The organism is Arthrobacter sp. AG1021 (genome assembly GCF_003633665.1).
GTDB classification, from domain to species: Bacteria; Actinomycetota; Actinomycetes; order Actinomycetales; family Micrococcaceae; genus Glutamicibacter; species Glutamicibacter soli.
Genome location: NZ_RBLB01000006.1, coordinates 103,329 through 128,383 on the forward strand (window position 1 = coordinate 103,329; position 25,055 = coordinate 128,383).

A 25,055-nucleotide genomic window follows, 5' to 3' on the forward strand; every position below is an offset into this window, starting at 1 on the left:
AGTTTAGGAATATGTCCGAGGCAAACAACCAGAACGAAAACTCCGGCCAGGAGCCGGAGAACCAGCCAGAGGCCGCTGACCAGCAGCCAACTGCTGACGCTTTGGGCCAGGCCGAGGCGATCCTGAACGAGGCCGGCGACTCCGTGGACGCGGAGCAGGACGAGGTCAGCGAGGTCGTCACCGAGCTGCGCAACGACCTGCTGCGCCTCCAGGCCGAGTACGTCAACTACCGCAAGCGCGTGGAGCGCGACCGTGCAGTGGCGCGTGAAAACGCCGTGCAGGGCATGCTTTCCACCTTGTTGCCCGTGCTTGACGACATCGACGCGGCACGCGCCCACGGCGACTTGGCCGATGGCCCCTTCGCATCGATCGCCAACAAGCTGGACTCGATCCTGGCCCAGCATGGCTTGGAGCGCATCAACGAGGCGGGGGTCGAATTCGACCCGAACGTCCACGAAGCGCTGCTGCGCCAGGCGGTGCCGGAGGTCCCGGCCGATCATGTGGGACAGGTGCTGCGTACCGGCTACCGCAAGGGAAGCAACATCCTGCGCGCTGCCCAGGTACTGGTCGCCACCGGCGAATAGCAACTAGCTAGCACAACTGAAACTGCCCACTGTCGAGTATTCGCCAGTGGGCAGTTTCGAATTGTCATAGAAAGGATGAGGCCCTGATGGCAAGTCAGGACTGGATAGACAAAGATTTTTACGCGATCCTCGGCGTCTCCAAGGACGCCTCGGACGCGGATATCAAGAAGGCGTACCGCAAGCTTGCGCGCAAGTACCACCCTGACACCAACGCCGGTGATGCAACCGCCGAACAGAAGTTCAAGGACATTACCGAAGCCAACTCGGTCCTCTCCGACAAGGAAGAGCGCGAGCAGTACGACGCCATCCGTGCCATGGGCTCGGGAGCACGTTTCTCAGCAGGAGGTCCGGGCGGAGCTCCGGGCGGCGGCGCAGGGTTCGAGGACATCTTCTCCAACCTGTTCGGCGGGGGAGGCGGGGCACGCCAGCGTGGCGGGCAGCCGGACTTCTCCGACCTGTTCGGGGGAGCGGGCGGCTTCGGCGGTTTCGGCGGCCAGGCCGCTCCGCCGCGCAAGGGCGCGGACCGCACCGCGAACACCTCGATCTCCTTCGCCGGCTCGATCAACGGCACGAAGATCGGGCTGCGCGAGCCGAGCGGCGAGGTCATCGACGTGCGCATCCCGGCCGGCATCAAGGACGGCCAGTCGGTGCGCGTGCGCGGACGCGGCCAAGCCGGCGCCGCCGGCAACGGAGACCTGATCGTCAAGGTCAAGGTCGCTGAGCACCCATTCTTCAAGCGCGAGGACAACAACATCCGCGTGCACGTCCCGGTGACCTTCGACGAGGCCGCACTGGGCGCGAAGATCCACGTCCCGACCCTCGACGGGGAACAGGTCGCGGTGAAGGTTCCGGCAGGTTCCAACTCGGGCCGCACGCTGCGCCTGAAGGGCCGCGGCGTGAAGACTTCCAAGGCCACCGGCGACCTGCTGATCGTGCTCGACGTGGTCATTCCGCAGAACCTCTCGGATGCCGCGAAGAAGGCGGTTGAGGACTTCGCCGCAGCCACCGAGGGCGAGGACCCGCGGGCGGACCTGGCCTCGAAGGCCAAGCTCTAGGATCGGCACCCGCCGATCACCCGTCGCCGGCGCCGGAGGAGCCAACATCCTCCGGCCCCGTCGATAGACTCAAGATACAACCAAGGCAGAAAGGTGGTTGAAGTACCGTGAACGGGGAGTACCTGCGACCTGTCTTCGTCATTTCCGTCGCCGCACAGCTTGCCGACATGCACCCCCAGACGCTGCGCCAGTACGACCGCATCGGCCTGGTTTCGCCCAGCCGGCAGTCGGGCAAGCAGCGCCGCTATTCCCAGCACGACGTGTCCCTGCTGCGCCAGGTTCAGGCGCTGAGCAAGGATGGCGTGTCGCTGGAAGGCATCAAGCGGATCCTTGAGTTGGAAAACCAAGTGGCTAGCCTTAAGGGCCAAGTGACCCAGTTGCGCGCGGAACTGGACTACGTGCGCCAAGGCCAATCGCGCATCTTCGCCGCCGGCACCGTCGCAGGCGACGTGGTGTCGCTGGCCCGCGGCATGCGCCCCTCGCGGCCCGAACCGGCGGTATCGCTGTTCCCGGTGCGCCGCGCTATCGGCAGGTAGGCCTGCCGCCTGAAAGACATTAGAAATCCAGCCCGCCAGATCCCGGCGCGGCTGGATTTTCTGTCTCTATCCGAGCCGGCCGTGGCGGCGCAGCCGGGCTTCCAGCTGGGTGCGCACCGCCGGCCATTCGTGGGGCAGGATCGAGAAGACGACGGTGTCTCGCAGGGTTCCGGTCGCCGGATCGTACTTGTGGTTGCGCAGCACGCCGTCTTGCTTGGCGCCCAGCCGCGCAATGGCGGCGCGGGAAGCCTCATTGTGCCAATGCGTGCAAAACGCGACCGAGTAGCATCCGAGCACTTCGAATGCCCTGCGCAGCAGCAGGTATTTCGCTGCCGGATTGATGCCGGTGCCCTGCGCCGCAACGGCCAGGAAGGTCGATCCGATCTCCACCCGGCGGTTTGCGGCATCGATGTTCAGGTAGGCGGTGGCGCCGACGGCTTTGCCGGCGGAGGTGTCGATGATGGCGAAGGGGGCCATGGTTCCGGCTGCCTGGGAGTCCAGCCGCTGGGCGATATTGGCTTCCACCTGCTGTGCCGGGGGAGTTGTCGCGAACCAGTCCTCGTCGAGGCGTCCGGCGGCCACTACCTCGGCCAAGTCCGGCGCGTGCGAGGCGGCGAGCTGTTCCAGCCTCACCCCGGCGAATTCCATGGCGGGCGCGGTGGAGAACTCGGAGGCCGGGATTAATGACGAATGGCTCATGGCCACCAGTTTAGGGTGGACATGAGCCATTGCCGGACTTTATGTCAGGTCGTGCACTAGCCGACGCGAGTGTACGCCAAGTCGAAGACCAATCGGCCTGCCTTCAGCGCCTTGCCCTCGAAGCTGGTCAGGATGCGGCGTTCGAAGCGCGGGGCCCAGCCGCCGAGCTCGTCGGTGAACTCTGGTTCCTTCTCGAAGCCTTCCATGCCCTCGCGGCGGACCTTGGTCAGGTTGCTTTCCTCGCCGGCAAGGTTGCCCGGGAACTGGTTCTCGAAATCCGGGTGGGCGGTGAGCGCGTCACGCATCTGCTCGGCGTAGTTGGACCAGTCGGTGGCCAGGCGCAGGGTTCCGCCGGGCTTGAGCACCCGGGAAACCTTGTCCAGGAACGATGCCTTGATCAGGCGGCGCTTGTGGTGGCGCGGTTTGTGCCAGGGGTCGGAGAAGAAGATCCAGATTTCGTCGGCGCTGTTCTCTTCGAGCATCACGTCCAGCACCTCGGGGGCATTGGCCTGGACGGCGCGGACATTCTCGATACCGAAGGACTCGACCTTGAGCATCAGCTGGGCCAGCCCGGGGCGGTAGACCTCCACGGCGAGGTAGTTGCGCTCGGGGTCGTCCTTGGCGGCGTTGGCGATGCATTCGCCCAATCCGGTGCCGATCTCCACGATCAGCGGCGCCACGCGGCCGAATGCCTGATCCGGGTCGAGGGTGAAATCATCGGCTACCGAGGTGTCGGCGATCTTGCGGGGAGGCTCGATGACGTACTGCTCGGCATTGCGCTCCCAGGCGCTGGCTCGGCGGCCCTGCAGGCGGTTGCCGCGGCGGACAAAAGAGACCGGTTCGGCCCGGAAAAGTGCTGGGTCTTTGGGGGTCGGGGCCGCGGCCTGACGCTGTTCTTCGCTCGAATCGCTCATGATCATTAATCCTAGCCGAGCGCACCGCATCGATTCTTCCCGGGAGAGTAGGGGATTGGCCACGGTTTCAGGGGAAAATCCGGGCTGTCACCCATGGCGCCCGGGGGAGTCGATGGGGAAGACTGGATCCATGACTGATCTATTGCGGGGAATCCTGAATATCATCTGGCTGCTCTTCGGCGGCCTGTGGCTGGCACTGGGGTATGTCCTGGCTGGCATCATCTGCTGCCTGCTGATCGTGACCATTCCGTTCGGCATCGCTTCATTCCGCATCGCGGGTTACGCGCTGTGGCCCTTCGGCCGCACCGTCGTGGATCGCGGCGCTGTGGGAGCCTTCTCCACGCTGGGTAACGTGATCTGGCTGGTTTTTGCCGGCATCTGGATCGCCATCGGCCACGTGCTTACCGCCATCCCGATGTTCGTGTCGATCATCGGCATCCCGCTGGGCATCGCGAACCTGAAGATGATCCCGGTGTCCCTGATGCCGCTGGGCAAGGTGGTGGTCGCTTCGGACTACTACATCGGGACCATGCGCCGCTAGCGCCTGCCGTTCGGCTCGCACGGATTAAACGGACCGGGGCTGCCCTTCCACGTGGAAGGGCAGCCCCGGTCCGTATTGGCGGTAGATGCCGTTGCTAGCTCTTGAGGTACTCGTCGTGCTGGCGGTGCGCCTCGGTGATTTCGTCGCGGATCTTGTCGATGTCCTTGACCTTGTCGCGGTACTTCTTGTCCATGGACTTCACGTAGGCTTCCTCTTCCAGCAGCTCGGTGTAGATCCGCTCGCGCTCGGCCTGGTCCGCGGTGTAGGAGAGGTCGGTGTAGTTGTTCGCATGGCGGCGTACGTTGTTCACGGCGGTCTGCGCCTTGCCGGCCTTGCTGAACAGGGAGGCGAGGACCGTGACTACCAGGACGCCGATGATCACGCTCAGCGACAGGCCGGTGGTGATCTCGATGACCGATACGTGCTCGCCGCCGTTGATGAACGGCAGGTTGTTCTCATGCAGCGCGTGCAGGATCAGCTTGACGCCGATGAACGCCAGGATCGCAGCCAGGCCGTAGGACAGGTAGATCAGTCGATCCAGCAGGCCGTCAAGCAGGAAGTACAGCTGGCGCAGACCCATCAGGGAGAATGCGGTCGCGGTGAAGACGATGAAGACGTTCTGGGTCAGGCCGAAGATTGCCGGGATCGAGTCCAGGGCGAAGAGGATGTCGGTACCGCCGATGGCCACCATGACCAGCAGCATCGGGGTCAAGACCTTCTTGCCGTCGATCTTGGTGAACAGCTTATCGCCGTCGTACTCGTCGGTGGTGTGGAACAGCTTCTTGGCCAGACGGATGATGAAGTTGTTCGCCTCGTCGGACTCGTCGTCCTTCTTGAGCAGGTTGCCTGCGGTCAGCAGCAGGATCAGGCCGAAGATGTAGAAGACCCAGGCGAACTGGTTGATCAGCGCCGCACCGACGAAGATGAATGCGGTACGGGCAATCAGCGAGAACACGATGCCGAACAGCAGCACCTTCTGCTGGTCCTCGCGTGGCACCTTGAAGCTGGCCATGATGATCAGGAAGACAAACAGGTTGTCGACCGAGAGGGCCTTTTCGGTGATGTAGCCGGCGAAGTATTCAGCGCCCATGTCCACGCCGCCGAAAATGAATACGACGATGCCGAAGATTAAAGCGAGGCCGACGTAGATGCTCGACCAGATGGCCGCTTCACGCAACGACGGAACGTGCGCCTTGCGGATGTGGAAGAAGTAGTCGAATGCCAAAAGTGCGAGGATCACGACAATCGTGATGCCCCAGATCAAAGGAGAAACTCCCATGGGGATTCCTGCTTTCGTAAGTTGGGTACAAGCCATCCAAGTAAGTCTCTTCGCCAACGGAAAATGGTTGGCCGCAGAACCCGGCAAGACTCCTGTGTCTTACGTACTGACGGATCAAACGCTTGTGAATACTCCCTTACGTGGGATCAACTCTATCTTGAGTTCTGCCCTCAGGGAAAGTTCAGGCATGTGCGGTGCGTTGACCGGCGGTGGTTGTTCGACCGGTGGAGCCGCCCATCGCCGGGCCTAGGGAGAGGCATTTCGCGCGGCTAGGACTTGTTCGCGCAGGATGTCCGCGTGTCCGCAGTGCTGCGCCAGTTCACGCAGCATGTGAAGCTGGATCCAGCGCAGGGGCAGCGGCCCCCGCTTGTTCCCGTGGAAGACCGTTGCGCCGGTCGTCCCCTCCAGGACCTGGTGGGTGTGCGCTATTTCTTCGCGATACTCGGCGATGACGCTGGCAATGTTGTCGCCCTCTTCGAGCTTGAACGACTCATCGGGATTCGGGGCGATACCCAAGATGGAGCGGGAACTGCTGGTGGGAGCCTCCCGGAACCAGACCTTCTCGACGAATGTTCCGTGCTTGACCAGCCCGAGCAGCGTGGTGCGCGACGGCACGAGCTGCACTCTGGCCTCCTCTTCGGTGAGGCCGTCGAGGCAATCGAGCAGCATCGCCCGATGCTGGTCGATGAAGGCCTTGACCTGCTCATCGTGTTCGGCGAAGAAAAGCTCTGGTGAGTTCGGGTTAGCCATAGCTCCATTGTTCGCAGGTCGGCTCGGTGAATACAAGGAAAAACTTTTTTTGAAATTGTTCGGCGAAAACGGAATAACCCCTGTCAAACAAGAGTTGAGTTAAGTACACTCAAGTTTAAAGGTTCACCCACAAACGAAAGGAAGCGCGTGGACACCAAACTCACTACCAAGAGCCAAGAGGCTCTCTCGGCCTCCGGGATGAACGCATCGACCGCAGGCAATCCCCAGATTGAACCTGCGCACCTGCTCAAGGCGCTGCTGGACCAGCGTGACTCGGTTGCGGTGGCACTGCTGAAGACTGCAGGGTTGGATGTCGACGCGCTTTCGGTGAAGGCGAGCTCGCTGATCAAGGCGCTGCCTTCCAGCTCCGGTTCCTCGGTGGCCCAGGCCCAGTTCTCCCGCCAGCTGTTGCAGGTGGTGAACAACGCTCAGGAGACTGCGACGGAAATGGGTGACACCTACGTCTCCACCGAGCACCTGCTGATCGCACTGGCCAGCGACCAGACCAAGACCGGCGAGGCGCTGCGCGAGATGGGAGTTACCCGCGACCTGCTGGTGGGAACCCTGCCCACCATCCGCGGCGACCGCAAGGTCGACAACCCGAACCCCGAGGCGACCTTCCAGTCCCTGGAGAAGTTCGGCACCGACATGACGGCGCTGGCCCGTGCGGGCAAGCTGGACCCCGTCATCGGACGCGACCGTGAAATCCGCCGTGTGGTGCAGGTGCTTTCGCGCCGCACCAAGAACAACCCGGTACTGATCGGCGAGCCCGGTGTCGGCAAGACTGCCGTGGTCGAGGGCCTGGCCCAGCGCATGATTGCCGGGGACGTCCCGGAATCGCTGCGCGGCAAGACCCTGATCTCCCTTGACCTGGGTGCCATGGTTGCCGGTGCCAAGTATCGCGGCGAATTCGAGGAGCGCCTGAAGGCGGTTCTGGAAGAGATCAAGTCCTCTGACGGGCAGATCGTCACGTTCATCGACGAGATCCACACCGTGGTCGGCGCTGGCGCCTCCGAAGGCGCCATGGATGCTGGCAACATGCTCAAGCCGATGCTTGCCCGCGGCGAGTTGCGCCTGATCGGCGCCACCACTCTGGACGAGTACCGCGAGAACATCGAGAAAGACCCGGCGCTGGAGCGCCGCTTCGCTCAGGTGTACGTGGGGGAGCCGAGCGTGGATGACACCATTGCCATCCTGCGCGGCCTGAAGGAACGCTATGAAGCGCACCACAAGGTGTCCATCGCGGACTCCGCGCTGGTTGCCGCCGCCGCACTGTCCAATCGGTACATCTCCGGGCGCCAGCTGCCGGACAAGGCCATCGACCTGGTCGACGAGGCAGCCAGCCGCCTGCGCATGGAGATCGACTCCGCCCCGGAGGAGATCGACGAGCTGCGCCGCGAAGTCGACCGGCTCACCATGGAGGAGCTGGCGCTGAGCGGTGAAACCGATCCCGCATCAGTGGAACGCTTGGAGGCCCTGCGCAAGGACATGGCCGACAAGAAGGAGAAGCTCGACGCCCTGAACTCGCAGTGGGAAGCCGAAAAGGCAGGCCTGAACCGGGTCGGCGACCTGAAGGTCAAGCTGGATGAGCTGCGCTCCGAGGCAGAGAAGTACCAGCGCGAAGGCGACCTGGAGAAGGCCTCGCGCCTGCTCTACGGCGAGATCCCGACGCTCCAGCAGGAACTGGACGCCGCCGCGGCCGCCGAAGCGCATGGCGCCAAGGAGCACACCATGGTGGCCGACGAGGTCACCGCGGATGACATTGCCGAGGTGATCTCCGCCTGGACCGGCATCCCTGCCGGGCGCATGCTGCAGGGCGAAAGCCAGAAGCTGCTGGACATGGAGGAGATCATCGGGCAGCGCCTGATGGGCCAGAAGCAGGCAGTGGCCGCGGTCTCGGATGCGGTGCGCCGCACCCGTGCAGGCATCGCCGACCCGAACCGTCCGACCGGCTCCTTCCTGTTCCTCGGCCCCACCGGCGTGGGCAAGACGGAGCTGGCCAAGTCCCTAGCCGACTTCCTCTTCGACGACCCGCGCGCCATGGTGCGCATCGACATGTCCGAGTACTCGGAGAAGCACGCGGTCTCGCGACTGGTCGGTGCCCCTCCGGGCTACGTGGGCTACGAAGAGGGCGGCCAGCTGACCGAAGCGGTGCGCCGCCGGCCGTACTCGGTGATCCTGCTCGACGAAGTCGAGAAGGCCCACCCCGAGGTCTTCGACATCCTGCTGCAGGTGCTCGACGACGGACGGCTGACCGATGGGCAGGGACGTACGGTGGACTTCAGGAACACCATCCTGATCCTGACCTCCAACCTGGGCTCCCAGTTCCTGGTGGACCAGACCCTGGATGCCGAGACCAAGAAGGCGGCGGTGATGAACGTGGTCAACGCTTCGTTCAAGCCGGAGTTCCTGAACCGCCTGGACGAGGTCATCATGTTCGACCCGCTGAGCATCGACGAGCTGGGCAACATCGTCAAGCTGCAGATCGACCAGCTCTCCGAGCGCCTGTCCGAACGGCGACTGACCCTTGACGTGGATCCGGCCGCCAGCGAATGGCTCGCCTTGACCGGGTACGACCCGGCCTTCGGTGCCCGCCCGCTGCGCCGTCTGGTGCAGCGTGAGATTGGCGACCGGCTGGCCAAGGAAATCCTTGCCGGCGAGGTCCAGGACGGGGACACCGTTTCGGTCACGCTGGACGAGGGCAAGGACCGGCTGACCGTAGGACGCGCCGACAGCTAGCCTTCACGGGCCGTGAACAAAAGGGATGCGGTGTGAAGACCTCGTGGTCTTCACACCGCATTCCGGTATCCTGCGGCATCGGCCCAGCAGCGCCGAGAGCCGACTTAGGCGTTGGCGTTTTCCGTTTCCCTGGTCTTGTCCTCGGACGGGTTCGAAGCGGAGCTTCCCGGCTCATCCGAGGCAGGCAGCAGCGAACTGCGCACGTTGCCGTCGGTCAGGCTCAGGAAGCAGGAGACCAACCGGTCACCCTTTTCCCACGTGGCCTTCGACGGCCGCGAGAAGTGGTAAGTCCAGGTGGAGTCGATTCCCGCGCTTGGGTCCAAGGAGACCGACTTGCACAGGTCCTCGGACTGGGTCAGCAGCTCGTCCGCGCCGGGGTAGGGTGCCTCGGGGGCGCCCTCAAGCTCGAAGGTGCCGATCAGCTGCGCGTTATGGGAGGAATCGCAGGTTACTACGGTCTGCGGATCCAGCGGCGTGGTGAAACCCCGCAAGCAGTCGCCGAGCACCAGCTGCTCCGGCGGCATGCCCTCGGCGATGACGCCGTCCAGGCCGGGTGCCTCATTGCGCTGCACGTTGTTCGCCTCTGGCGAAGGCGGCGGATCAATGATTCTGAGCACTACGAAAACCACGGCAGCTGCTAAGGCGATGACGGCTGCGGCCAGCAGGAACCACTGCCCGATCTGACGCTTGGGTTTCTCCGGTTCCGGGCGCAACGGCGGCAGTGCGGCCTGCGGCTCCGGGAGATTCTTATCCACCACCTGATGAGCTCCTTTGTCAGCGGATCGGGCGAGAACTGCGACTAGTCATAAAATAGTCGTTGGACTAATCGCCAGTCTAGCGGTTCTGACCGGTGTTGCGTTCAGCGCTCGCCGTGGAATCGTGTTAACCTTTAATTACGAAAGAACTGATCACATATTCGGGGGCCTCCATCTATTAGGTGGACCACCTCCCGACTCTACTGAAAAGAGGGGGTCACGCCATGGGGCGCGGCCGTCAAAAGGCTAAAGCACAGCGTCAAGCGCGAGATATCAAGTACTACTCGCCCTCGACGGACCTTTCGGCACTCCAACGCGAGTTGGGTGTGCCCTCCGATCGTCATGCTCAGGATACTGGGCGTAATGATTCATCGTATGACGACGATTATTCGGATTACGACGAGTTGACTAAGAAGTATTCGGGAGAAGGCGAAGACGACTAAGGTCGTCGACGTTTACCGGGATACTTTTAGCTCGGGGTGCCACACCTGTGCAGTAAGTGGTACAGCTCTTCAATACATTTTTACGATAAGCCGCAGCGAATAAGCTAAATTAGCTTTGAGGTCGCTGCGGCCTTTGTCGTACCCGGAACGGTGAAAGGTCGAACATGAGCACGCCCGAGGAACTCTCGATCCAGATGGCGCACCACTCGGCGATCCGCTCCATGCAGCGCATCGTGGAACAGCAGGCCGAGGCATCACCCGAGGCCGAAGCCCGCGACGGGGTGCAATCCATGCTGGACGAGGGCAAGGTCCTGGTGGTTACTGGGGCCGGCGTCTCCACCGATTCGGGCATCCCGGACTACCGCGGTCCCAACGGCTCGCTGCAACGGCACCGGCCGATGACCTTCCAGGAGTTCCGCTACCGCCCCGAGGCCCGCCAGCGCTACTGGGCGCGCGGCTACGTGGGCTGGCGGCACATGGGCAATGCCGAACCAAACGACATCCATCGGCGTCTGGTCCAGTGGGAGCGCGAGGGTCGGATCAACGGGATCATCACCCAGAACGTCGACGGGCTGCACCAGCAGGCCGGATCCCGGCGCGTGATCCCGGTGCACGGCGACCTGTCGATCGTGCGCTGCCTGGACTGCGGCCACACCGAGGACCGGCTGCACTTCGACGCGCGCCTGCAGGCGGCCAACGCAGGATACCTGGAAGCGGTGGAAATCGACCCCGAAGCGGTCAATCCGGACGGGGACGTGGAACTGCCGCAGTACCTGGTGGACCAGTTCGCCATGGTCGCCTGCGAGAACTGCGGTTCGCTGGTTCTCAAGCCTGACGTGGTCTACTTCGGCGAAAGCGTGCCGCCGGCCCGCAAGGAAGCCATGGCGCAGCTGCAGGCGGAATCCACCTCGCTGCTGGTGCTCGGTTCCTCGCTGGCCGTGATGAGCGGCTACCGCATCCTGCTGGACTTCGTGAAGCTGGGGCTTCCGGTCGCGCTGATTACCAACGGGCACGTGCGCGGCGAACAGAAGGCGACCTGGCGTTGGCGGGTTCCGTTGGGGCAGGCGCTGGACCAGCTCTCCTAGCCTCGCTAGGCAAGGTGGTGGGCGAAGGTCCAGGCGGCCGCCGCGGTGCGCGACCCCACATCGAGCTTGGCGAAGATGTTGCTCAGGTGCCGGGCCACGGTCTTTTCGCTGAGATACATCTGCGCGGCGATGTCCCGGTTGCTGCGCCCGGCGGCCACCAGCTGCAGTACCTGCACCTCCCGCTCGGTGAGCCCGACGGGATACCGGCCCGGTAGGGGAACCGGCAGCTGGTTTTGGGCCTCCCTCGCCTCGGGCAGTGCGCCCAAGCGCCGGAACGTGTCTGCGGCGGCCTGTAATTCAGCGTGGGCTGACCCCTGGTCGCCCAGCTGGCGCAGTGCACACCCCGGCACGAGCCTCGACCGGGCGGCCCGGTAGGGGCAACCGACCCGGTCCCAGCCCTGGATCGCCTTGCGTGCGTAGAGCAGTACCGCCGGCGCATCGCCGCGGGCCAGCTCCAGGCAGGCATAAGCATGGGCGGCCGCGGCCAGCGCACTCTCGCACCCCGGCTGCTGGGCCAGCGGCTCCAGCTCGGCAGCCAGCGCGCCCGCGCGTTCGGTGTCGCCCGCCATCAGGAACACGTCGTTTGCCTGGGGCAGCAGCCGGTTCCGTTGCGCGGGAACGGTGCGCACGCGCAGGCAGCGTTCGACCGCGGCCACCGCGGCCTGGGTGTCGCCCCTCCCGGCCCACAACCGCGCCAGCCCCGGCTGCGGGTCGCCGCCGTGCTCGGCCGAGACCTGGTAGGCCTGCTCCGCGGCGGCCAGTTCGCCGTAGATGAGCATCAAGTCCCCGCGTTCGCGTTCGGCCGCCCCCGCCGCCTAGATTTGGGAGTTGCTCTCGAAGCGCCGGCCGGCAGCGGAGAATTCCTCCATGGCTTCGTCCCACGCACGGCGCAGCGCCAGGAGCTGCCCGGTGTACAGCGCGCATTCACCTCCGAACGCGGTCATTCCCGGGTTGCTGCGTCGCCACTGGTCCAGGGTGTGTTTCGGCTTTTTGGAACTAGGCCATTAAGGCGGCGAGGCCAGGCCATTTCAGTGGCCTAAAGTAGACCATTTCGGCGCATGGGTTACCACCATGGTCATGCTCAACTACCTGACTGCTTTCAGCGGGGTCAACCTTGCTTCGGGGATTGCTACTTCTGGGAGGGCTGCTTTACTGTCTCTTGCGGCTCGATGACTATGATCATGCGTTGCCCCTTTGTGTGACTAGGGTGTTCTTCACATGATGTTCCAACGGCCTCGGGGCACCATGGATTTCTACAGGTGCTGTCACTCTGCTCCGGAGTGCTGTTGATGAGTTGAGAGCTACTGGAAATGAGGATCCTGAGCCGGTGACTTAGCATTTATGAATCTCCTAGTCAGGAGGATTTGTTGGGGTGGGATGAAATGGCCTAAGTTCGCGCTGAATTGGCCCACTGTCTTAGCGCTTTAATGGCCTAGTTCTAGAAGCCGAAACACATCCAGGGCCGCGGTCCATTCGCCGACCCGTTCGAAGGCCCCGATCTCTTGGCAAGCCTCGATGGCGGCGCACCAGATCAGCCCGTTGGGGATGGGGGCCCTATGTATTTTGTCAAGCAACTTCCGGCACCGGGGCATCGTAAAGCGACCCGTCGCGGATCATTGCGAACATGACCGTTAGCCTCCGGTGGGCCAGCGCGAGGAGCGCCTGGTTGTGGCGTTTGCCCTGAGCCCGTTTCCGGTCATAGTAGGCGTGGCTGGCCGGGTCGAAACGGATGGACGCGAACGCCGAGAGGAACAACGCTCGTTTCAGGCGTCTGTTGCCTGAATGGCTGACCCGTCCGGACTTATTCGAGGTGCCCGACTGACGGGAGGTTGGCGCCAGCCCGGCATACGAGGCCAGTGCTGCGGCACTGTCGAAGGTCTTGCCGGAGGTCTAGGCGATGAAGATCGCAGTGGCCCTGACGGCGACCCCTGGCATGGAAGTCAGGACCGGGTAAAGAGGGTGCGCCCGACCCATGGCTTGAAGATGCGTGGCCACGTCGGTCCGCTGGGCATGCAAGGCGATCAGCTGCCGGGCCAGGTGCGGAATGACCAAACCGGTGGCCTCGGTGCCAACCACGACTGCTGTCTGCTCATCCACGGCGTCCAAGATGGTGTTGGCCCACGCGGTGTGCCGGCGGGCTCCGTGCTTTGTGAGCTTCGCGTCGATCCTGGCCTGGCCGGCATGCTTTAGCTGGGCCGGGGCGGGCTGGCGGTCGGCGGGAAGTCCCCGGACCGTTCACGCAGTCCACGCTACGGGCGGCGCAGGATCCGCGCGTTGGGCGGATCACCCATCATGCGGAGGAGGCCATGGGTCAACTTACCCAGACGCTGGCAAGGCCCGAGGCGAGGGCATTTCGCGTCGCGGCCAGCCTTGCCGCACCGGCCCGGGCAGAAGCTCATCGGGCACCGGCTGCCGACGTCAGTCACCTGCATAATTGATGCATGTGCCAAACCGTGCTCTGGGCGATCAACGCCCACTCGTTTACTGAGCGATTCGTCGCAGAAACCGCATCGCGGCTGGGCGTCGCCCCGCAGGACACCGAGCTGCGGATCAAGTCTTCACGCGTCCGCAGCAGCTCCAGGCACTTTGAACTGGTGCCGAACATGTGCAACTGCGGGAGCCTGGTGGGGCTCGGCCCCGGGAAAAAGCCCAGCGACGGACTCGACCCGCAGACCCTGATCGCCTGGCTGCACGTACTGCCAAGCATCGCCGCGCACGTGTCGCGAATCGCCATCCTCAATTGCTGGAGCCCGGCGGAAGCGGAGATTGTTCCGCGCCGTGCCTCGGGGATCCAAGTCTCGCAGCTTGCGGAGCAGACGTTGCGATCGCTGCCGGGGGACTCGCTGCTGACCATCGACTACCGCTGAATCGATTCCTGTACGTCGGCCACGCGGAACCCATCCGGTTAATCATGCGTGTCGGGAAACGCAAAACCCCCTGCATGCCGGCCTTCCGGCCGGTATGCAGGGGGTTGAAGCGTTAGCCCTACTTGGCGTAGCTGCCGGTCAGCAGCACTGCGCCGCCGTCCACGCCCTTGGCGCCCTGGACGAAGTCCAGGCCTGCGGCGGAAGCCGACGGATCCAGGTTCTCGACCTCGCCCATGACCCAGGCGCCCATGCCCGCGGCGTTGAGCAGTTCGACGGCGCGGTCGGCCACGGCAGGATCCACGACGGCGACCATGCCCACACCCAGGTTCAGGGTGCGTTCAAGGTCGGCCTGCGGCACGTTGCCCAGCTGCGCGATGGTGGAGAAGACCGCAGGCAGCGACCAGGTCGAGCGGTCCACGCGGGCCATCAGGCCCTGCGGGAGCACGCGGGCCAGGTTGGCGGCCAGGCCGCCGCCAGTGACGTGGCTGAAGCCGTGCACGCCGAAGTTCTCTCCGTCGTTCAGGGCGCCGACCAGATCCAGGCAGGCGCTGGTGTAGATGCGGGTCGGAACCAGCAGTTCCTCGCCCAGGGTGCGGCCGAACTCGGCGACCTCCCGGTCGAGCTCCCACTTGGCGTGGGCGATGACGCGGCGCACCAGCGAGTAGCCGTTGGAGTGGATGCCGGAGGAGGCCATGCCGATGACCACGTCGCCGGCCTTCACGCGTTCCGGGCCCAGCAGCTGGTCTGCCTCGATGACACCGGTGGCGGCGCCTGCCACGTCGTACTCGTCCTCGGCCAGCAGGCCCGGGTGCTCGGCGGTTTCGCCGCCGACCAGCGCGGTGCCTGCCAGCTTGCAGCCCTCGGCGATGCCGCGCACGATGTCGGCGATGCGCTCCGGAACGACCTTGCCGGTGGCGATGTAGTCGGTCATGAACAGCGGCTTGGCGCCGACCACAACGATGTCGTCCACGACCATGCCGACCAGGTCCTGGCCGATGGTGTCGTGGATGTCCAGCTTCTGGGCGATGGCGACCTTGGTGCCCACGCCGTCGGTGGAGGTGGCCAGGTACGGCTTCTTGTAGCCGGTCAGGAAGGAGACGTCGAAGAGTCCTGCGAAGCCGCCGACCCCGCCGACAACGCCGGAGGTGTGGGTCGCCTTGATCGCGCCCTTCATCAGCTCGACCGCGCGGTCGCCGGCTTCGACGTCTACACCTGCGCCGGCGTACGTGATGGACGTGGGCTGATCTTGCGTGCCGCTCATGGCAGGGGGTTCCTATCTGTCGTGGACACCGCAGCTGTGCTGAGGTGCGCTTGCAACGAGGTGGGTTACGTGGGTGGGCGTGGGCTAGAGGGTGACTTCGAGCTCGGAGTCCGGGCCCGGCTCGCAGCCGGCCTGGTTGGCGGCTTCCAGCAGGTTCTTGCCGCGGCGGGTGGCATCCGGCAGGGCGATCGGGTAGTCGCCGGTGAAGCAGGCGGTGCACAGGCGCTCGCGCGGCTGGCGGGTGGCCTCGATCATGCCGTCCTCGGAGATGTAGGCCAGCGAGTCCGCGCCAATCGACTTGCCGATTTCCTCCACGGCGGCGCCGTTGGCGATCAGCTCCGCGCGGGTGGCGAAGTCGATGCCGTAGAAGCAGGGCCACTTCACCGGAGGGGAGGAGATCTTCACATGAACCTCGGCCGCGCCGGCCTCGCGCAGCATGCGCACCACGGCGCGCTGGGTGTTGCCGCGCACGATCGAGTCGTCCACCACTACCACGCGCTTGCCGCGCAGCACGGTCTCCAGGGCGTTGAGCTTGAGCTTGATGCCCAGCTGGCGCAGGGTCTGCGACGGCTGGATGAAGGTGCGGCCCACGTAGGCGTTCTTCACGAAGCCGTGGGTGAACGGGATGCCGGATTCCTCGGCGTAGCCGATGGCCGCCGGGGTGCCGGATTCCGGAACCGGGATCACGATGTCAGCCTCGGCGGAGTTCTCGCGGGCCAGCTGGCGGCCCATCTCCACCCGCGATTCGTAGACCGAACGGCCGGCGATGGTGGCATCCGGGCGGGCCAGGTACACGTACTCGAAGACGCAGCCCTTGGGGGTGGCTTCGGCGAAGCGGGTGGAGCGCACGCCGTTCTCGTCGATGGCGATCATTTCGCCCGGCTCGATCTCGCGGATGAACGAGGCGCCCACGGTGGCCAGGGCGGGCTGCTCGGAGGCGACAACCCAGCCGCGGTCCAGACGGCCGAGCACCAGCGGGCGGATGCCGTGCGGGTCGCGGGCTGCGTAGAGGGTGTCCTCGTCCATGAAGACGAAGCAGAAGGCGCCTTCGATCTTCGGCAGCAGCTCCAGGGCGGTGTCTTCCAGGCTCTGGCCTTCGGAACCGGCCAGCAGCGCGGTGACCAGCGCGGTGTCGGTGGTGTTGCCCTGGGCGAGCTCGCCGCGGACCTTGCCGCCTTCGGCGAGCTGCTTGGCGCGGACCATGTCCGCCAGATCTGCCGAGTTGGTGAGGTTGCCGTTGTGGGCCAGGGCCACGGTGCCAGTGGTGGTCGGGCCCAGGGTCGGCTGCGCGTTGGCCCAGTGGCTGGAGCCGGTGGTGGAGTAGCGGCAGTGGCCGATGGCCAGCTGGCCGGTCATGGAGTTCAGGGTGTTCTCGTCGAAGACCTGGGAGACGAGGCCCATGTCCTTGTAGACGTTGATGCGTGCACCATCAGAGGTTGCGATGCCAGCGGATTCCTGGCCTCGGTGCTGCAGTGCATAAAGACCGTAATAGGTCAGCTTCGCGACTTCTTCACCCGGAGCCCAGACGCCGAAGACGCCGCATTCATCCTGCGGCCCCTTCTCGCCCGGAAGGAGGTCGTGATTTAGAAATCCATCGCCACGCGCCATGTAATTATTCTCTCATGTTTCTCAGAGGTCGACACCGACCAAATATGTGGTGGGTGGCGGCCAGGTGCGCGGCCGCCTGCCTTCCTGGGAAGGGGAAGGGCGCCCTAGCCTTGTGGTCCGCTGGAGTCGGTGTCCTCGGCCAGGGGAACCGCCAGATGATTGCTGGATTTGCGCATGGTCACGCGATCAACGATCACGTAGACCACGGCGCCGATACCGACGCCCAAGCCGCCGCAGAACATGGCAAAGAACCCGGAGGCCGATGCACGTGAATATTCCTCGGACGGCTCCCCAACCAGGCCGACAATCAGTCCAACCAACGCGCCTATGACGAGGAACGTCAAGACGAAAGGCCAGAACTTCGGTGATGCGTGAACCTGGACTTCGATGGGCTGATCGGCAGATGACGGGGTGGCGGGGTGTTGCTCCATACCTTTAAGGGTACTCAATCAGGGGAAGATGTGCCGACAAGTCTGCCCTAAGTCCAGAGGCGTGCAATTGCCCACTTTGCAGGGCCTGCGCCCAGACGAGCTTCCCTGTTGCCAGGCGAAGCCATAGATCGGCTGGCATTTCGACCACATTCGGAGGGGTCCCGCGGGTGTGCCGGGGCCCGGGTATGCACTGGGTCACACCGAAGGGCGGCACCCTGACTTCCACCGAGTTGCCCTCGGCCCGCGAGGCGAGCTCCTCTAGGGTGAAACGCACCGCGGTGGCCAGCACCGGGCGGGGCAAGGAAGCTTCGGCTTGCAACGAATTAACCCATTCCCTGAGCGCGGAGCGCCCGTCGGTGTCGTTGATGCGCCGTTTGATGGCCATGTGCCAGGCCCCTTCGCTTGATGACGGTGAGGCGTCATGATTCAGTTTCCGGAGAAATCCCTACCCGCCAACTCTAGTCCAGCCGCGCGCGCCCCGGGTGTCGAGGCGGCCGGCGCCAGCGCTGCGCGAAGCTGCCGGTGCTCCTCCTTGCCCAGTGCTCCGGCGGAGGCCAGCAGGTCCAGTGCCAGCAGGTCGGTGCCGCGCGAGGAACCGTCGAGCATTTTCAGCGCCACGCTGTATCCGCCCGGGGTTCCCATGGCCAGCACGCCCTCGGCGCCGAGCTTGGCGATGATGCCGGTGCGCTCGATCACCAGGGTGTTGGCCGACCCTTCGCCGCGGATGGCCCACGGATTCTCGCGGATTGACTGCACCACCTGCTCGGCCTGGGGGTCCGTGGAAGAAACGAGCCGGCCGAATCCCCGGGCCAGGGACAACAGCGACATTTGCGGGGCCGGAGCGCCGCAGCCGTCGATCCCGACGAAGCTGATCGGTCCGCAGAATTCCTCCATGGCATCCAGCGCCGCGCGCTGCACCGGGTGGCCGGGGGAGAGATATGAGCCGGTTGGTTCGCCGGCGTGAACCGCGGCATTCAGGAAGGCAGCATGCTTGCCCGAGCAGTTGAATGCCAGCCTGCCAGGCCTCAGGCCTTGGCGATTCATTGCATCCCGGGTCGCGGAGTCGCCCGGCCAGGAACTGGGGCACTGCAGGTCGGTTGTGCCCAGCCCCGCGGCTTCCAGCGTCTGCTCGGCGATGCGCTGGTGCCGGAAGGTGCCCAGGTGGCTGGCGCAGGCTAAAGCGGTACCCTGGGATGAGAGTTGCGCGCCGGCGCGCAGCGAGCCGATGGCCTGGAAGGGCTTGAGCGCGGAGCGCGGGAAGATCCGTGCCTGCGGCTTGCCCAGCACGGCCGCCACCTGCCCGGAGGGGTCCAGCACCACGGCTACCCCGAGATGGCGGGATTCAACCACTTTATTGCGGGTGATGCGCACCAGTTCGGCGCAGTCGGACAACTCAAGGCCAAGTTCCATGCCTGCCAGTCTAGGCCCTGGACCCGCCACTGGGGATGTGTGGCATCGCGCGGTCACACACGCCTGGGGGAGCGGGGATCTCCGGTAAACTTTGGCATGTGAAGGTACTGGTTATTGGCCCAGGCGGCCGCGAACATGCAATTGTCCGAGCACTGAGTGCAGACCCCTACGTCAACGAGGTCCATTGCGCGCCCGGCAACGCCGGCATGGCGCAGGACGTCACCACCCACGCGATCGACGCCCAGGATCCGGCAGCAGTGCTCGCCCTGGCCCGCGAACTGGCCAGCGACCTGGTGGTAGTCGGCCCGGAAGCCCCGCTGGCAGCCGGTGTGGCCGACGCGCTGATCGCCGCGGGCATCCCGGTCTTCGGTCCGACCAAGGCCGCGGCGCAGCTGGAAGCTTCCAAGGCCTTCGCCAAGGACGTCATGGCCGCCGCCCAGGTGCCGACCGCCATGGCGCACGTCGCCACGAACACCGATGAAGCCGCCCGCGCGCTGGACGAGTTCGGCGCGCCCTACGTCGTCAAGGACGACGGGCTGGCGGCCGGCAAGGGCGTGGTGGTCACCTCCGACCGCGCCGAAGCGCTGGCCCACGCCGAGGCCTGCTTCGCGGCCGGCGGCACCGTGGTCATCGAGGAGTTCCTGGACGGCCCGGAAGTGTCCCTGTTCGTCATCTGCGACGGGCTGCACGCGGTGCCGCTGTCTCCGGCCCAGGACTTCAAGCGCATCTTCGACAATGACGAAGGTCCGAACACCGGTGGCATGGGCGCGTACTCGCCGCTCGAATGGCTGCCGGAAGGCTTCGTGGACGAGGTCATGGAACGCGTGGCCTACCCGACCCTGCGCGAGATGGAAAAGCGCGGCACCCCGTTCACCGGCGTGCTCTACTGCGGCCTGGCCATCACCAAACGCGGCATCCGCGTCATCGAGTTCAACGCCCGCTTCGGCGACCCGGAGACCCAGGCAGTGCTGGCCCGCCTGAAGACCCCGCTGGGCGGCGTACTGCTGGCCGCGGCCCGAGGCAAGCTGGATGACACCGAGCAGCTGGTGTGGTCCAAGCAGACCGCGGTGGACGTGGTCATCGCCGCGGAGAACTACCCGGACACCCCGGTCAAGGGTGCGGTAATCGCCGGCCTGGACGCGGCCAACGCCATCGACAACGTGCATGTCATGCACGCAGGCACCGCCAGCGACGAGCAGGGCAACATCACCGTGGCCGGCGGCCGCGTGCTGGCGGTGGTCGGCCTGGGCGAAGACCTGTCGGCGGCCCGTGCTGCGGCGTATGCCGGCGTGGCGGAAATCAGCTGGCCCGGTGCCCAGTCGCGCAGCGACATCGCACTGAAGGCAGAACGCGGCGAGATCGTCGTGGCAAACGAAAGCAAGTAGAGGACTACAGATTCATGGCAGGATTCCAGACCGACGTGCTCGCCCTTGAGGGTTGGGACCACTTCTACTCGGGCAAGGTGCGCGACCTCTACGTTCCGGCGGGCGTCAGCTTCCAGGACACCGACCGCGTGCTGGTGGTGGCCTCCGACCGCATCAGCGCCTACGATTTCGTGCTGACCAGCGAAATCCCGGACAAGGGCAAGGTGCTCACGCAGCTGAGCCTGTGGTGGTTCGAGCAGCTGGGCGACTTCGCCAACCACGTGATCTCCACCGAGGTCCCGGCCGAGGTGGCGGGGCGCGCAATGGTCTGCAAGAAGCTGGAGATGTACCCGATCGAGTGCATCGCCCGCGGCTACCTGACCGGTTCCGGCCTGGCCGAGTACAAGGTGTCCTCGACCGTCTGCGAGCTGCCGCTACCGGCAGGCCTGGTGGATGGCTCGCGCCTTGAGCCGGCGCTGTTCACCCCCTCGGCCAAGGCCGAAGTGGGCGAGCATGACGAGAACATCTCGTTCGAGCAGACCGTGGACCGCGTAGGCACCCAGGTGGCCGAGGCGCTGCGCGAGAAGACCGTGGCGCTCTACGAGCAGGCCGAGAAGATCGCGCGCGAGCGCGGCATCATCCTGGCCGACACCAAGGTAGAGTTCGGCGCGGATCCGGCCACCGGCCAGATCACCTTGGGCGACGAGGTGCTGACCCCGGACTCCTCGCGCTTCTGGGACGCGCAGTCCTACGCGCCGGGCCAGGCCCAGGCAAGCTTCGACAAGCAGTTCGTCCGCGACTGGCTGACCTCGCAGGCTTCGGGCTGGGACAAGACCTCGGGCCAGCAGCCTCCGGCGCTTCCCGCTGAAATCATCGAGAAGACCCGCGCGCGCTACATCGAGGCGTACGAGCGGCTGACCGGGCGCACCTTCACCGCCTAGTTTGCCCAGACGCCTACCAAGAGAACCCCGCACACTTCGGTGTGCGGGGTTCTCCCATTCCAGCGGGCCTTCGTTGCGTCTTGCTATACCAGCGAGTCCAGCCAGGCCTTGTGCAGGGCCGCGAAGCGGCCCTCGGCGGCGATCAGTTCCTCCGGGCTGCCGTCCTCCACGATCTTCCCGTCGTTCACCACCAGCACCCGGTCGGCGATCTGCACGGTGGACAGCCGGTGGGCGATGATCAGCGCCGTGCGGTTGCCCAGCAGGGTCTGCAGACCATGCTGCACCGCGCGTTCGGAGGGGATGTCCAGCGAGCTGGTGGCCTCGTCGAGGATCAGCACCGCCGGGTCGGCCAGGAACGCCCGGGCGAAGGAGAGCAGCTGCCGCTGTCCGGCCGAGACGCGGCCGCCGCGCTTGTTCACGTCGGTGTCGTAGCCGTCGGGCAGGTCCAGGATGAACTCGTGCGCTCCCACGGCCCGCGCCGCGTCGTGGATTTCCTCCAGCGAAGCGCCCGGACGCCCCAGCGCGATGTTCTCAGCCACGGTGCCGGAGAACAAGAACGCCTCCTGGGTCACCATCACCACATGCCGGCGCAGCTCCTCGTTGGACAGCTCGCTGATCGGCACCGAATCCAGCTCCAGGCTGCCGGAGCGCAAGTCGTAGAAGCGGGCGATCAGCTTGGCCAGCGTCGACTTGCCGGCACCGGTCTGGCCGACCACTGCCACGGTCTGCCCGGCTTCGATCGCCAGGTCGAAGCGGTCCATGACCACCGGCCCGTCGCCGTAGCCGAACACCGCGTCCCGGAAGACCAGTTCGCCGCGGACGCGTTCGATGCTGCGAGGGGAGCGCGGCTCGCGAACCGTGGGCTCCTCTTCGAGCAGGCCGGAGACCTTCTCCAGAGCCGCGGTGGCGGACTGCAGCGAGGAGTAGAACATGGCGATCTCGTCCATGGGCTGGAAGACGCGCTTGGCGGCCAGCAGGATCGCGACCAAGACGCCCACGGCCAAGGTTCCGTCGATGATGCGGAATCCTCCATAGGCAAGCAGCGCGGCAACCGTCAGGTTGCCGATCAGCACCAGCCCCGGCTGCAGCACGCCGAAGAGGTTGAAGGAACGCACGTTGTTGTCCCGGTACGCCCCGGCGATATCCGCGTAGTTCGCGTCGTTGGCGCGTTCGCGGCGGAAGGCCTTGACCGCGCGGATGCCGGTCATGGTTTCCACGAAGGTGGAGATCACCTTGGCGGAGACCACGCGGGATTCGCGGTAGAGCACCTCGGAGCGGCTCTGGTACCAGTGGAACAGGACGGCCACCGGCACCGCCGCGATGCAGACCACCACGCCCGAGCGCCAGTCCAGCGCGAAAATGGAGATCAGCGTGAAGATGATGAACACGCAGGAGGAGGCCAGCTCGGAGACACCCTGGTCCAGCAGCTCGCGCAGGGTCTCCAGGTCGGAGGTCTGGCGGGAGATGATGCGCCCGGAGGTGTAGCTCTCGTGGAATTCCAGGCTCAGGCGCTGGGTGTGGCGGAAGACCTTCTGGCGCAGGTCCAGCAGCATGGCCTGGGAGATCCTCGCGGCGCACTTGATGTACCAGGACAGCAGCACGCCGGCCAGGATGGCGCAGAGGATATAGGCCCCGCCGGTGACCCCCAGCGAGGCCCAGTTGCCCTGGCGCACCTGCGGCAGCGTCCAGTCGATGGCCAGCGCGATAAGCACCGGCAGCAGCACGCGGGCCGCATTGGTGAACAGCACCAGCACGATGGTCAGGATGAATAGCTTCTTCTGCGGCAGCGCCAGCGTGGCGAGCAGGCGGAAGGAACGCCGGCGCACGTCCTTGCGCTCGGCGCCCGTGAGCTTGACGGCGTCTTCGTTGGCGACGCCCAGGGGCCTGCTCATCGGACGACCTCCGATCGGATCTCGGGCTCGTTCTCGTCCAGGCTGGCGATGACGTAGCGGTAGTGTTCGTTGGTGCTCAGCAGGTTCGCGTGGCTTCCCACCGCGTCGATGCGCCCGTCGCGCAGCAGCGCCACGCGGTCGGCCAGCATCACGGTGGAGGGACGGTGCGCCACCACCAGCGTGGTGGTTCCGGACAGGACGCTGCGCAGCCGTGCGGTGACAGCTTCCTCGGTGCGTACATCCAGCGCCGAGAGCGGGTCGTCGAGTACCAGCACCCGCGGGCGGGCCGCGATGGCGCGGGCCAGGGCGATGCGCTGGCGCTGCCCGCCGGAAAGGGACAGGCCCTCCTCGCCGATCAGCGTGTCCACCCCGTCGGCCAGCTGGTAGGCGAACTGCGCCTGCGCGACATCCAGGGCTTCGGCCAGCAGCGCTTCGCGCTGTTCGGCCGTCAGGTCGCCGGGCGCGCCCATGAGCACGTTGTCCCGGATGGTGGTGGAGAACAGCGTGGTGTCCTCGAAGGCCACCGCGACCTCGGTACGCAGCTCGTCAAGGTCCCAGTCGCGCACGTCGACCCCGTGCACTTTCACCGTGCCGGCGGTCGCGTCGCGCAGCCGGGGGACAAGGTTCAGCAGCGTGGACTTGCCCGAGCCGGTGATGCCCACCAGCGCCATGGTTTCCCCGGGGCGGATCTCGAGGTTGATCTCCGCCAGAATCGGACGGGCGCGGCCCGCGTCGTCTGGGTAGGCGAAGCGGACGTGCTCCAGCTGCACCGCACCGGAGTATTGCGCCGGCCGCACCGGCGCTTCAGGGGAAGTGATGTCGTTGACCGAATCCATGACCTCGAAATGACGTTCCAGGGCCGTTTTGGTGCTCAGCGTCATGCCCAGCAGCATGCCCATGGCTTCCACCGGAATGGCGATGACCGCGGCGATGGCAAAGAAGGCGACCAGCGAGCCCACGCTCAGCGTGCCGCCGGCCACCTGGGCGATGCCGATGATCAGCCCGATGCCGAGAATGGTTTCCGGGATGGCGACCACGGTGAGCAGGAAGCTGGCCAGCGTCCTGGCTTTGGACAGCTCGGTTTCCTGCAGCGACTTGGCCTGCTCGTTGAATCCCTCGTAGATGTCGCCCCCGCGGCCGAAGGCCTTGATCACGCGGATGCCGTGCACGGATTCCTCCACGGCGGTGGCCAGGTCGCCGGCCTGGTCCTGGCTGAGCCTGCTGGCGGCGCGGAAGTCGTTGCGGAAGCGGTAGGCCTTGATGGCGATCGGGATGGAACCGAGCAGGAACAGCAGGCCAAGGATCCAGGAGTGGGTGAACATCAGCACCAGGCCGGTGATCACGGTGACGGTGTCCACGATCAGCATCATGGCGCCGAAGGCGATCCAGCGGCGCAGCAGCGACAGGTCCGACATGCTGCGCGAGAGCAGCTGCCCGGAGCCCCAGCGTTCGTGGAAGGCGACCGGCAGGCGCTGCAGGTGCTGGTAGAAGCCCACACGCATGTTCATTTCAACGCCTGCGGCGGGGTTGAGCACGAACTGGCGGCGCAGGAAGATCAGCAGCGCTTCGACGAAGCCGAGCAGGGTGATGATGCCGACGGCAAACCAGACCTGCCCGGAGGCGCCGTCGACCGCGAGGACGTCGTTGACCAGCTTGGCCAGGACCTGCGGAATGGCCAGCGCCACGATACCCGCGCCCAGCGCGCAAAAGAATCCGCCGATGAGCCGGGGCAGTACCGGTTTGACGAAGGGTGCGAGTCTTTTCAATGTTTTTGACAGCGGAACGACCTCGGCGGTTCCACCGTTCTTGCCCTGCGCCACGATTCCCCGCATTCACCCAGATTTTCGACAGAGCTACAGACTACAGTCACTAGTTGGGAGAATTCAATCATTCACGGGATT

General features: G+C 65.3%; 24 protein-coding genes and 1 pseudogene. 10 read left to right on the top strand and 15 right to left on the bottom strand.

What is annotated here, in order from left to right; genetic code table 11:
* Positions 1-11: 11 nt before the first annotated feature.
* The 3 genes from DFO58_RS00630 (at position 12) to DFO58_RS00640 (ending at position 2,175) form a co-directional block, all read left to right on the top strand.
* Positions 12-584, top strand: a complete 573-nt coding sequence (locus DFO58_RS00630; protein WP_047119867.1) for a nucleotide exchange factor GrpE — start codon at positions 12-14, stop codon at positions 582-584.
* 86 nt (positions 585-670) lie between these two features.
* Entirely contained in the window at positions 671-1,639 is a 969-nt protein-coding gene (locus tag DFO58_RS00635) for a DnaJ C-terminal domain-containing protein (RefSeq protein WP_047119866.1), read from the top strand.
* A 107-nt stretch (positions 1,640-1,746) separates the two neighbouring features.
* Complete coding sequence (locus DFO58_RS00640) at positions 1,747-2,175, top strand: helix-turn-helix transcriptional regulator (RefSeq protein WP_120989081.1); 429 nt, start codon at positions 1,747-1,749, stop codon at positions 2,173-2,175.
* A 66-nt stretch (positions 2,176-2,241) separates the two neighbouring features.
* On the opposite strand, the gene DFO58_RS00645 is transcribed toward DFO58_RS00640, so the two are convergent.
* On the bottom strand, positions 2,242-2,874 hold the full coding sequence (locus tag DFO58_RS00645) for a GNAT family protein (RefSeq protein ID WP_342352854.1): 633 nt from the start codon (positions 2,872-2,874) through the stop codon (positions 2,242-2,244).
* A 56-nt stretch (positions 2,875-2,930) separates the two neighbouring features.
* The gene (trmB, locus tag DFO58_RS00650; protein ID WP_047120874.1) at positions 2,931-3,788 is read right to left on the bottom strand and encodes a tRNA (guanosine(46)-N7)-methyltransferase TrmB; all 858 of its coding nucleotides are present in this window, start codon (positions 3,786-3,788) and stop codon (positions 2,931-2,933) included.
* A gap of 142 nt (positions 3,789-3,930) precedes the next feature.
* On the opposite strand from trmB, the gene DFO58_RS00655 reads away from it, so the two are divergent.
* Positions 3,931-4,329 carry a YccF domain-containing protein gene (locus tag DFO58_RS00655; RefSeq protein ID WP_181728127.1) on the top strand — a complete coding sequence of 133 codons (399 nt, stop codon included), beginning with the start codon at positions 3,931-3,933 and terminating at the stop codon, positions 4,327-4,329.
* A gap of 94 nt (positions 4,330-4,423) precedes the next feature.
* Here the strand turns inward: DFO58_RS00655 and DFO58_RS00660 are convergent, their stop codons facing one another.
* Positions 4,424-5,608: a TerC family protein gene (locus DFO58_RS00660; protein WP_047119863.1), complete on the bottom strand. Its 1,185-nt coding sequence runs from the start codon at positions 5,606-5,608 to the stop codon at positions 4,424-4,426.
* Between the two features lie 246 nt (positions 5,609-5,854).
* The gene (locus DFO58_RS00665; protein ID WP_120989082.1) at positions 5,855-6,358 is read right to left on the bottom strand and encodes a DinB family protein; all 504 of its coding nucleotides are present in this window, start codon (positions 6,356-6,358) and stop codon (positions 5,855-5,857) included.
* 147 nt (positions 6,359-6,505) lie between these two features.
* On the opposite strand from DFO58_RS00665, the gene clpB reads away from it, so the two are divergent.
* Positions 6,506-9,097, top strand: a complete 2,592-nt coding sequence (gene clpB / locus DFO58_RS00670; RefSeq protein ID WP_120989083.1) for an ATP-dependent chaperone ClpB — start codon at positions 6,506-6,508, stop codon at positions 9,095-9,097.
* Positions 9,098-9,201: 104 nt separating this feature from the next.
* On the opposite strand, the gene DFO58_RS00675 is transcribed toward clpB, so the two are convergent.
* A complete protein-coding gene (locus DFO58_RS00675) occupies positions 9,202-9,852 on the bottom strand; it encodes a septum formation family protein (protein WP_147407163.1) in 651 nt (216 codons plus the stop codon).
* 224 nt (positions 9,853-10,076) lie between these two features.
* On the opposite strand from DFO58_RS00675, the gene DFO58_RS00680 reads away from it, so the two are divergent.
* Together DFO58_RS00680 and DFO58_RS00685 are read left to right on the top strand one after the other, a co-directional pair.
* The gene (locus DFO58_RS00680; RefSeq protein WP_082123962.1) at positions 10,077-10,295 is read left to right on the top strand and encodes a DUF3073 domain-containing protein; all 219 of its coding nucleotides are present in this window, start codon (positions 10,077-10,079) and stop codon (positions 10,293-10,295) included.
* A gap of 164 nt (positions 10,296-10,459) precedes the next feature.
* The gene (locus DFO58_RS00685; protein ID WP_053798619.1) at positions 10,460-11,380 is read left to right on the top strand and encodes a Sir2 family NAD-dependent protein deacetylase; all 921 of its coding nucleotides are present in this window, start codon (positions 10,460-10,462) and stop codon (positions 11,378-11,380) included.
* Positions 11,381-11,385: 5 nt separating this feature from the next.
* On the opposite strand, the gene DFO58_RS00690 is transcribed toward DFO58_RS00685, so the two are convergent.
* The 3 genes and pseudogenes from DFO58_RS00690 to DFO58_RS00695 form a co-directional block, all read right to left on the bottom strand.
* Positions 11,386-12,069, bottom strand: coding sequence for a helix-turn-helix transcriptional regulator (locus DFO58_RS00690; RefSeq protein WP_183043072.1), 684 nt, complete (start codon positions 12,067-12,069; stop codon positions 11,386-11,388).
* 126 nt (positions 12,070-12,195) lie between these two features.
* Positions 12,196-12,324 carry a hypothetical protein gene (locus DFO58_RS18710; RefSeq protein ID WP_286163389.1) on the bottom strand — a complete coding sequence of 43 codons (129 nt, stop codon included), beginning with the start codon at positions 12,322-12,324 and terminating at the stop codon, positions 12,196-12,198.
* A 622-nt stretch (positions 12,325-12,946) separates the two neighbouring features.
* Positions 12,947-13,585 (bottom strand): annotated as a pseudogene (locus DFO58_RS00695) (transposase); the annotation flags it as partial.
* Between the two features lie 236 nt (positions 13,586-13,821).
* Between DFO58_RS00695 and DFO58_RS00700 the strand changes: the two are divergent.
* Positions 13,822-14,247, top strand: a complete 426-nt coding sequence (locus tag DFO58_RS00700; RefSeq protein ID WP_120989085.1) for a hypothetical protein — start codon at positions 13,822-13,824, stop codon at positions 14,245-14,247.
* Positions 14,248-14,365: 118 nt separating this feature from the next.
* On the opposite strand, the gene purM is transcribed toward DFO58_RS00700, so the two are convergent.
* From purM to DFO58_RS00725, 5 genes are all read right to left on the bottom strand, one after another.
* Entirely contained in the window at positions 14,366-15,508 is a 1,143-nt protein-coding gene (gene purM, locus DFO58_RS00705) for a phosphoribosylformylglycinamidine cyclo-ligase (protein ID WP_053798615.1), read from the bottom strand.
* A gap of 84 nt (positions 15,509-15,592) precedes the next feature.
* Positions 15,593-17,116, bottom strand: a complete 1,524-nt coding sequence (gene purF / locus DFO58_RS00710) for an amidophosphoribosyltransferase (RefSeq protein WP_047119857.1) — start codon at positions 17,114-17,116, stop codon at positions 15,593-15,595.
* A 104-nt stretch (positions 17,117-17,220) separates the two neighbouring features.
* On the bottom strand, positions 17,221-17,547 hold the full coding sequence (locus DFO58_RS00715) for a hypothetical protein (RefSeq protein WP_047119856.1): 327 nt from the start codon (positions 17,545-17,547) through the stop codon (positions 17,221-17,223).
* Between the two features lie 4 nt (positions 17,548-17,551).
* A complete protein-coding gene (locus tag DFO58_RS00720; protein ID WP_047119855.1) occupies positions 17,552-17,932 on the bottom strand; it encodes a sterol carrier family protein in 381 nt (126 codons plus the stop codon).
* Positions 17,933-17,973: 41 nt separating this feature from the next.
* Complete coding sequence (locus DFO58_RS00725) at positions 17,974-18,957, bottom strand: asparaginase (protein ID WP_120989086.1); 984 nt, start codon at positions 18,955-18,957, stop codon at positions 17,974-17,976.
* A gap of 98 nt (positions 18,958-19,055) precedes the next feature.
* Between DFO58_RS00725 and purD the strand changes: the two genes are divergently transcribed.
* Together purD and DFO58_RS00735 are read left to right on the top strand one after the other, a co-directional pair.
* Positions 19,056-20,342, top strand: coding sequence for a phosphoribosylamine--glycine ligase (gene purD, locus DFO58_RS00730; protein WP_047119854.1), 1,287 nt, complete (start codon positions 19,056-19,058; stop codon positions 20,340-20,342).
* 14 nt (positions 20,343-20,356) lie between these two features.
* Positions 20,357-21,262, top strand: a complete 906-nt coding sequence (locus DFO58_RS00735) for a phosphoribosylaminoimidazolesuccinocarboxamide synthase (RefSeq protein ID WP_047119853.1) — start codon at positions 20,357-20,359, stop codon at positions 21,260-21,262.
* 83 nt (positions 21,263-21,345) lie between these two features.
* Here DFO58_RS00735 and DFO58_RS00740 read toward each other — a convergent pair whose 3' ends face one another.
* Both DFO58_RS00740 and DFO58_RS00745 read right to left on the bottom strand, forming a co-directional pair.
* Positions 21,346-23,154, bottom strand: coding sequence for an ABC transporter ATP-binding protein (locus DFO58_RS00740; protein ID WP_120989087.1), 1,809 nt, complete (start codon positions 23,152-23,154; stop codon positions 21,346-21,348).
* Positions 23,151-24,974, bottom strand: coding sequence for an ABC transporter ATP-binding protein (locus DFO58_RS00745; RefSeq protein WP_286163392.1), 1,824 nt, complete (start codon positions 24,972-24,974; stop codon positions 23,151-23,153). The genes DFO58_RS00740 and DFO58_RS00745 overlap by 4 nt, the downstream gene beginning before the upstream one ends.
* Positions 24,975-25,055 lie beyond the last annotated feature (81 nt).

Coding starts and splice junctions, on each gene's coding strand:
- DFO58_RS00630 (WP_047119867.1), top strand. CDS start 12: ATGTCCGAGGCAAACAACCAGAACGAAAACTCCGGCCAGGAGCCGGAG.
- DFO58_RS00635 (WP_047119866.1), top strand. CDS start 671: ATGGCAAGTCAGGACTGGATAGACAAAGATTTTTACGCGATCCTCGGC.
- DFO58_RS00645 (WP_342352854.1), bottom strand. CDS start 2,874: ATGAGCCATTCGTCATTAATCCCGGCCTCCGAGTTCTCCACCGCGCCC.
- trmB (WP_047120874.1), bottom strand. CDS start 3,788: ATGAGCGATTCGAGCGAAGAACAGCGTCAGGCCGCGGCCCCGACCCCC.
- DFO58_RS00660 (WP_047119863.1), bottom strand. CDS start 5,608: ATGGGAGTTTCTCCTTTGATCTGGGGCATCACGATTGTCGTGATCCTC.
- DFO58_RS00665 (WP_120989082.1), bottom strand. CDS start 6,358: ATGGCTAACCCGAACTCACCAGAGCTTTTCTTCGCCGAACACGATGAG.
- DFO58_RS00680 (WP_082123962.1), top strand. CDS start 10,077: ATGGGGCGCGGCCGTCAAAAGGCTAAAGCACAGCGTCAAGCGCGAGAT.
- DFO58_RS00685 (WP_053798619.1), top strand. CDS start 10,460: ATGAGCACGCCCGAGGAACTCTCGATCCAGATGGCGCACCACTCGGCG.
- DFO58_RS18710 (WP_286163389.1), bottom strand. CDS start 12,324: ATGACCGCGTTCGGAGGTGAATGCGCGCTGTACACCGGGCAGCTCCTG.
- DFO58_RS00700 (WP_120989085.1), top strand. CDS start 13,822: ATGTGCCAAACCGTGCTCTGGGCGATCAACGCCCACTCGTTTACTGAG.
- purM (WP_053798615.1), bottom strand. CDS start 15,508: ATGAGCGGCACGCAAGATCAGCCCACGTCCATCACGTACGCCGGCGCA.
- purF (WP_047119857.1), bottom strand. CDS start 17,116: ATGGCGCGTGGCGATGGATTTCTAAATCACGACCTCCTTCCGGGCGAG.
- DFO58_RS00715 (WP_047119856.1), bottom strand. CDS start 17,547: ATGGAGCAACACCCCGCCACCCCGTCATCTGCCGATCAGCCCATCGAA.
- DFO58_RS00720 (WP_047119855.1), bottom strand. CDS start 17,932: ATGGCCATCAAACGGCGCATCAACGACACCGACGGGCGCTCCGCGCTC.
- DFO58_RS00725 (WP_120989086.1), bottom strand. CDS start 18,957: ATGGAACTTGGCCTTGAGTTGTCCGACTGCGCCGAACTGGTGCGCATC.
- DFO58_RS00735 (WP_047119853.1), top strand. CDS start 20,357: ATGGCAGGATTCCAGACCGACGTGCTCGCCCTTGAGGGTTGGGACCAC.
- DFO58_RS00740 (WP_120989087.1), bottom strand. CDS start 23,154: ATGAGCAGGCCCCTGGGCGTCGCCAACGAAGACGCCGTCAAGCTCACG.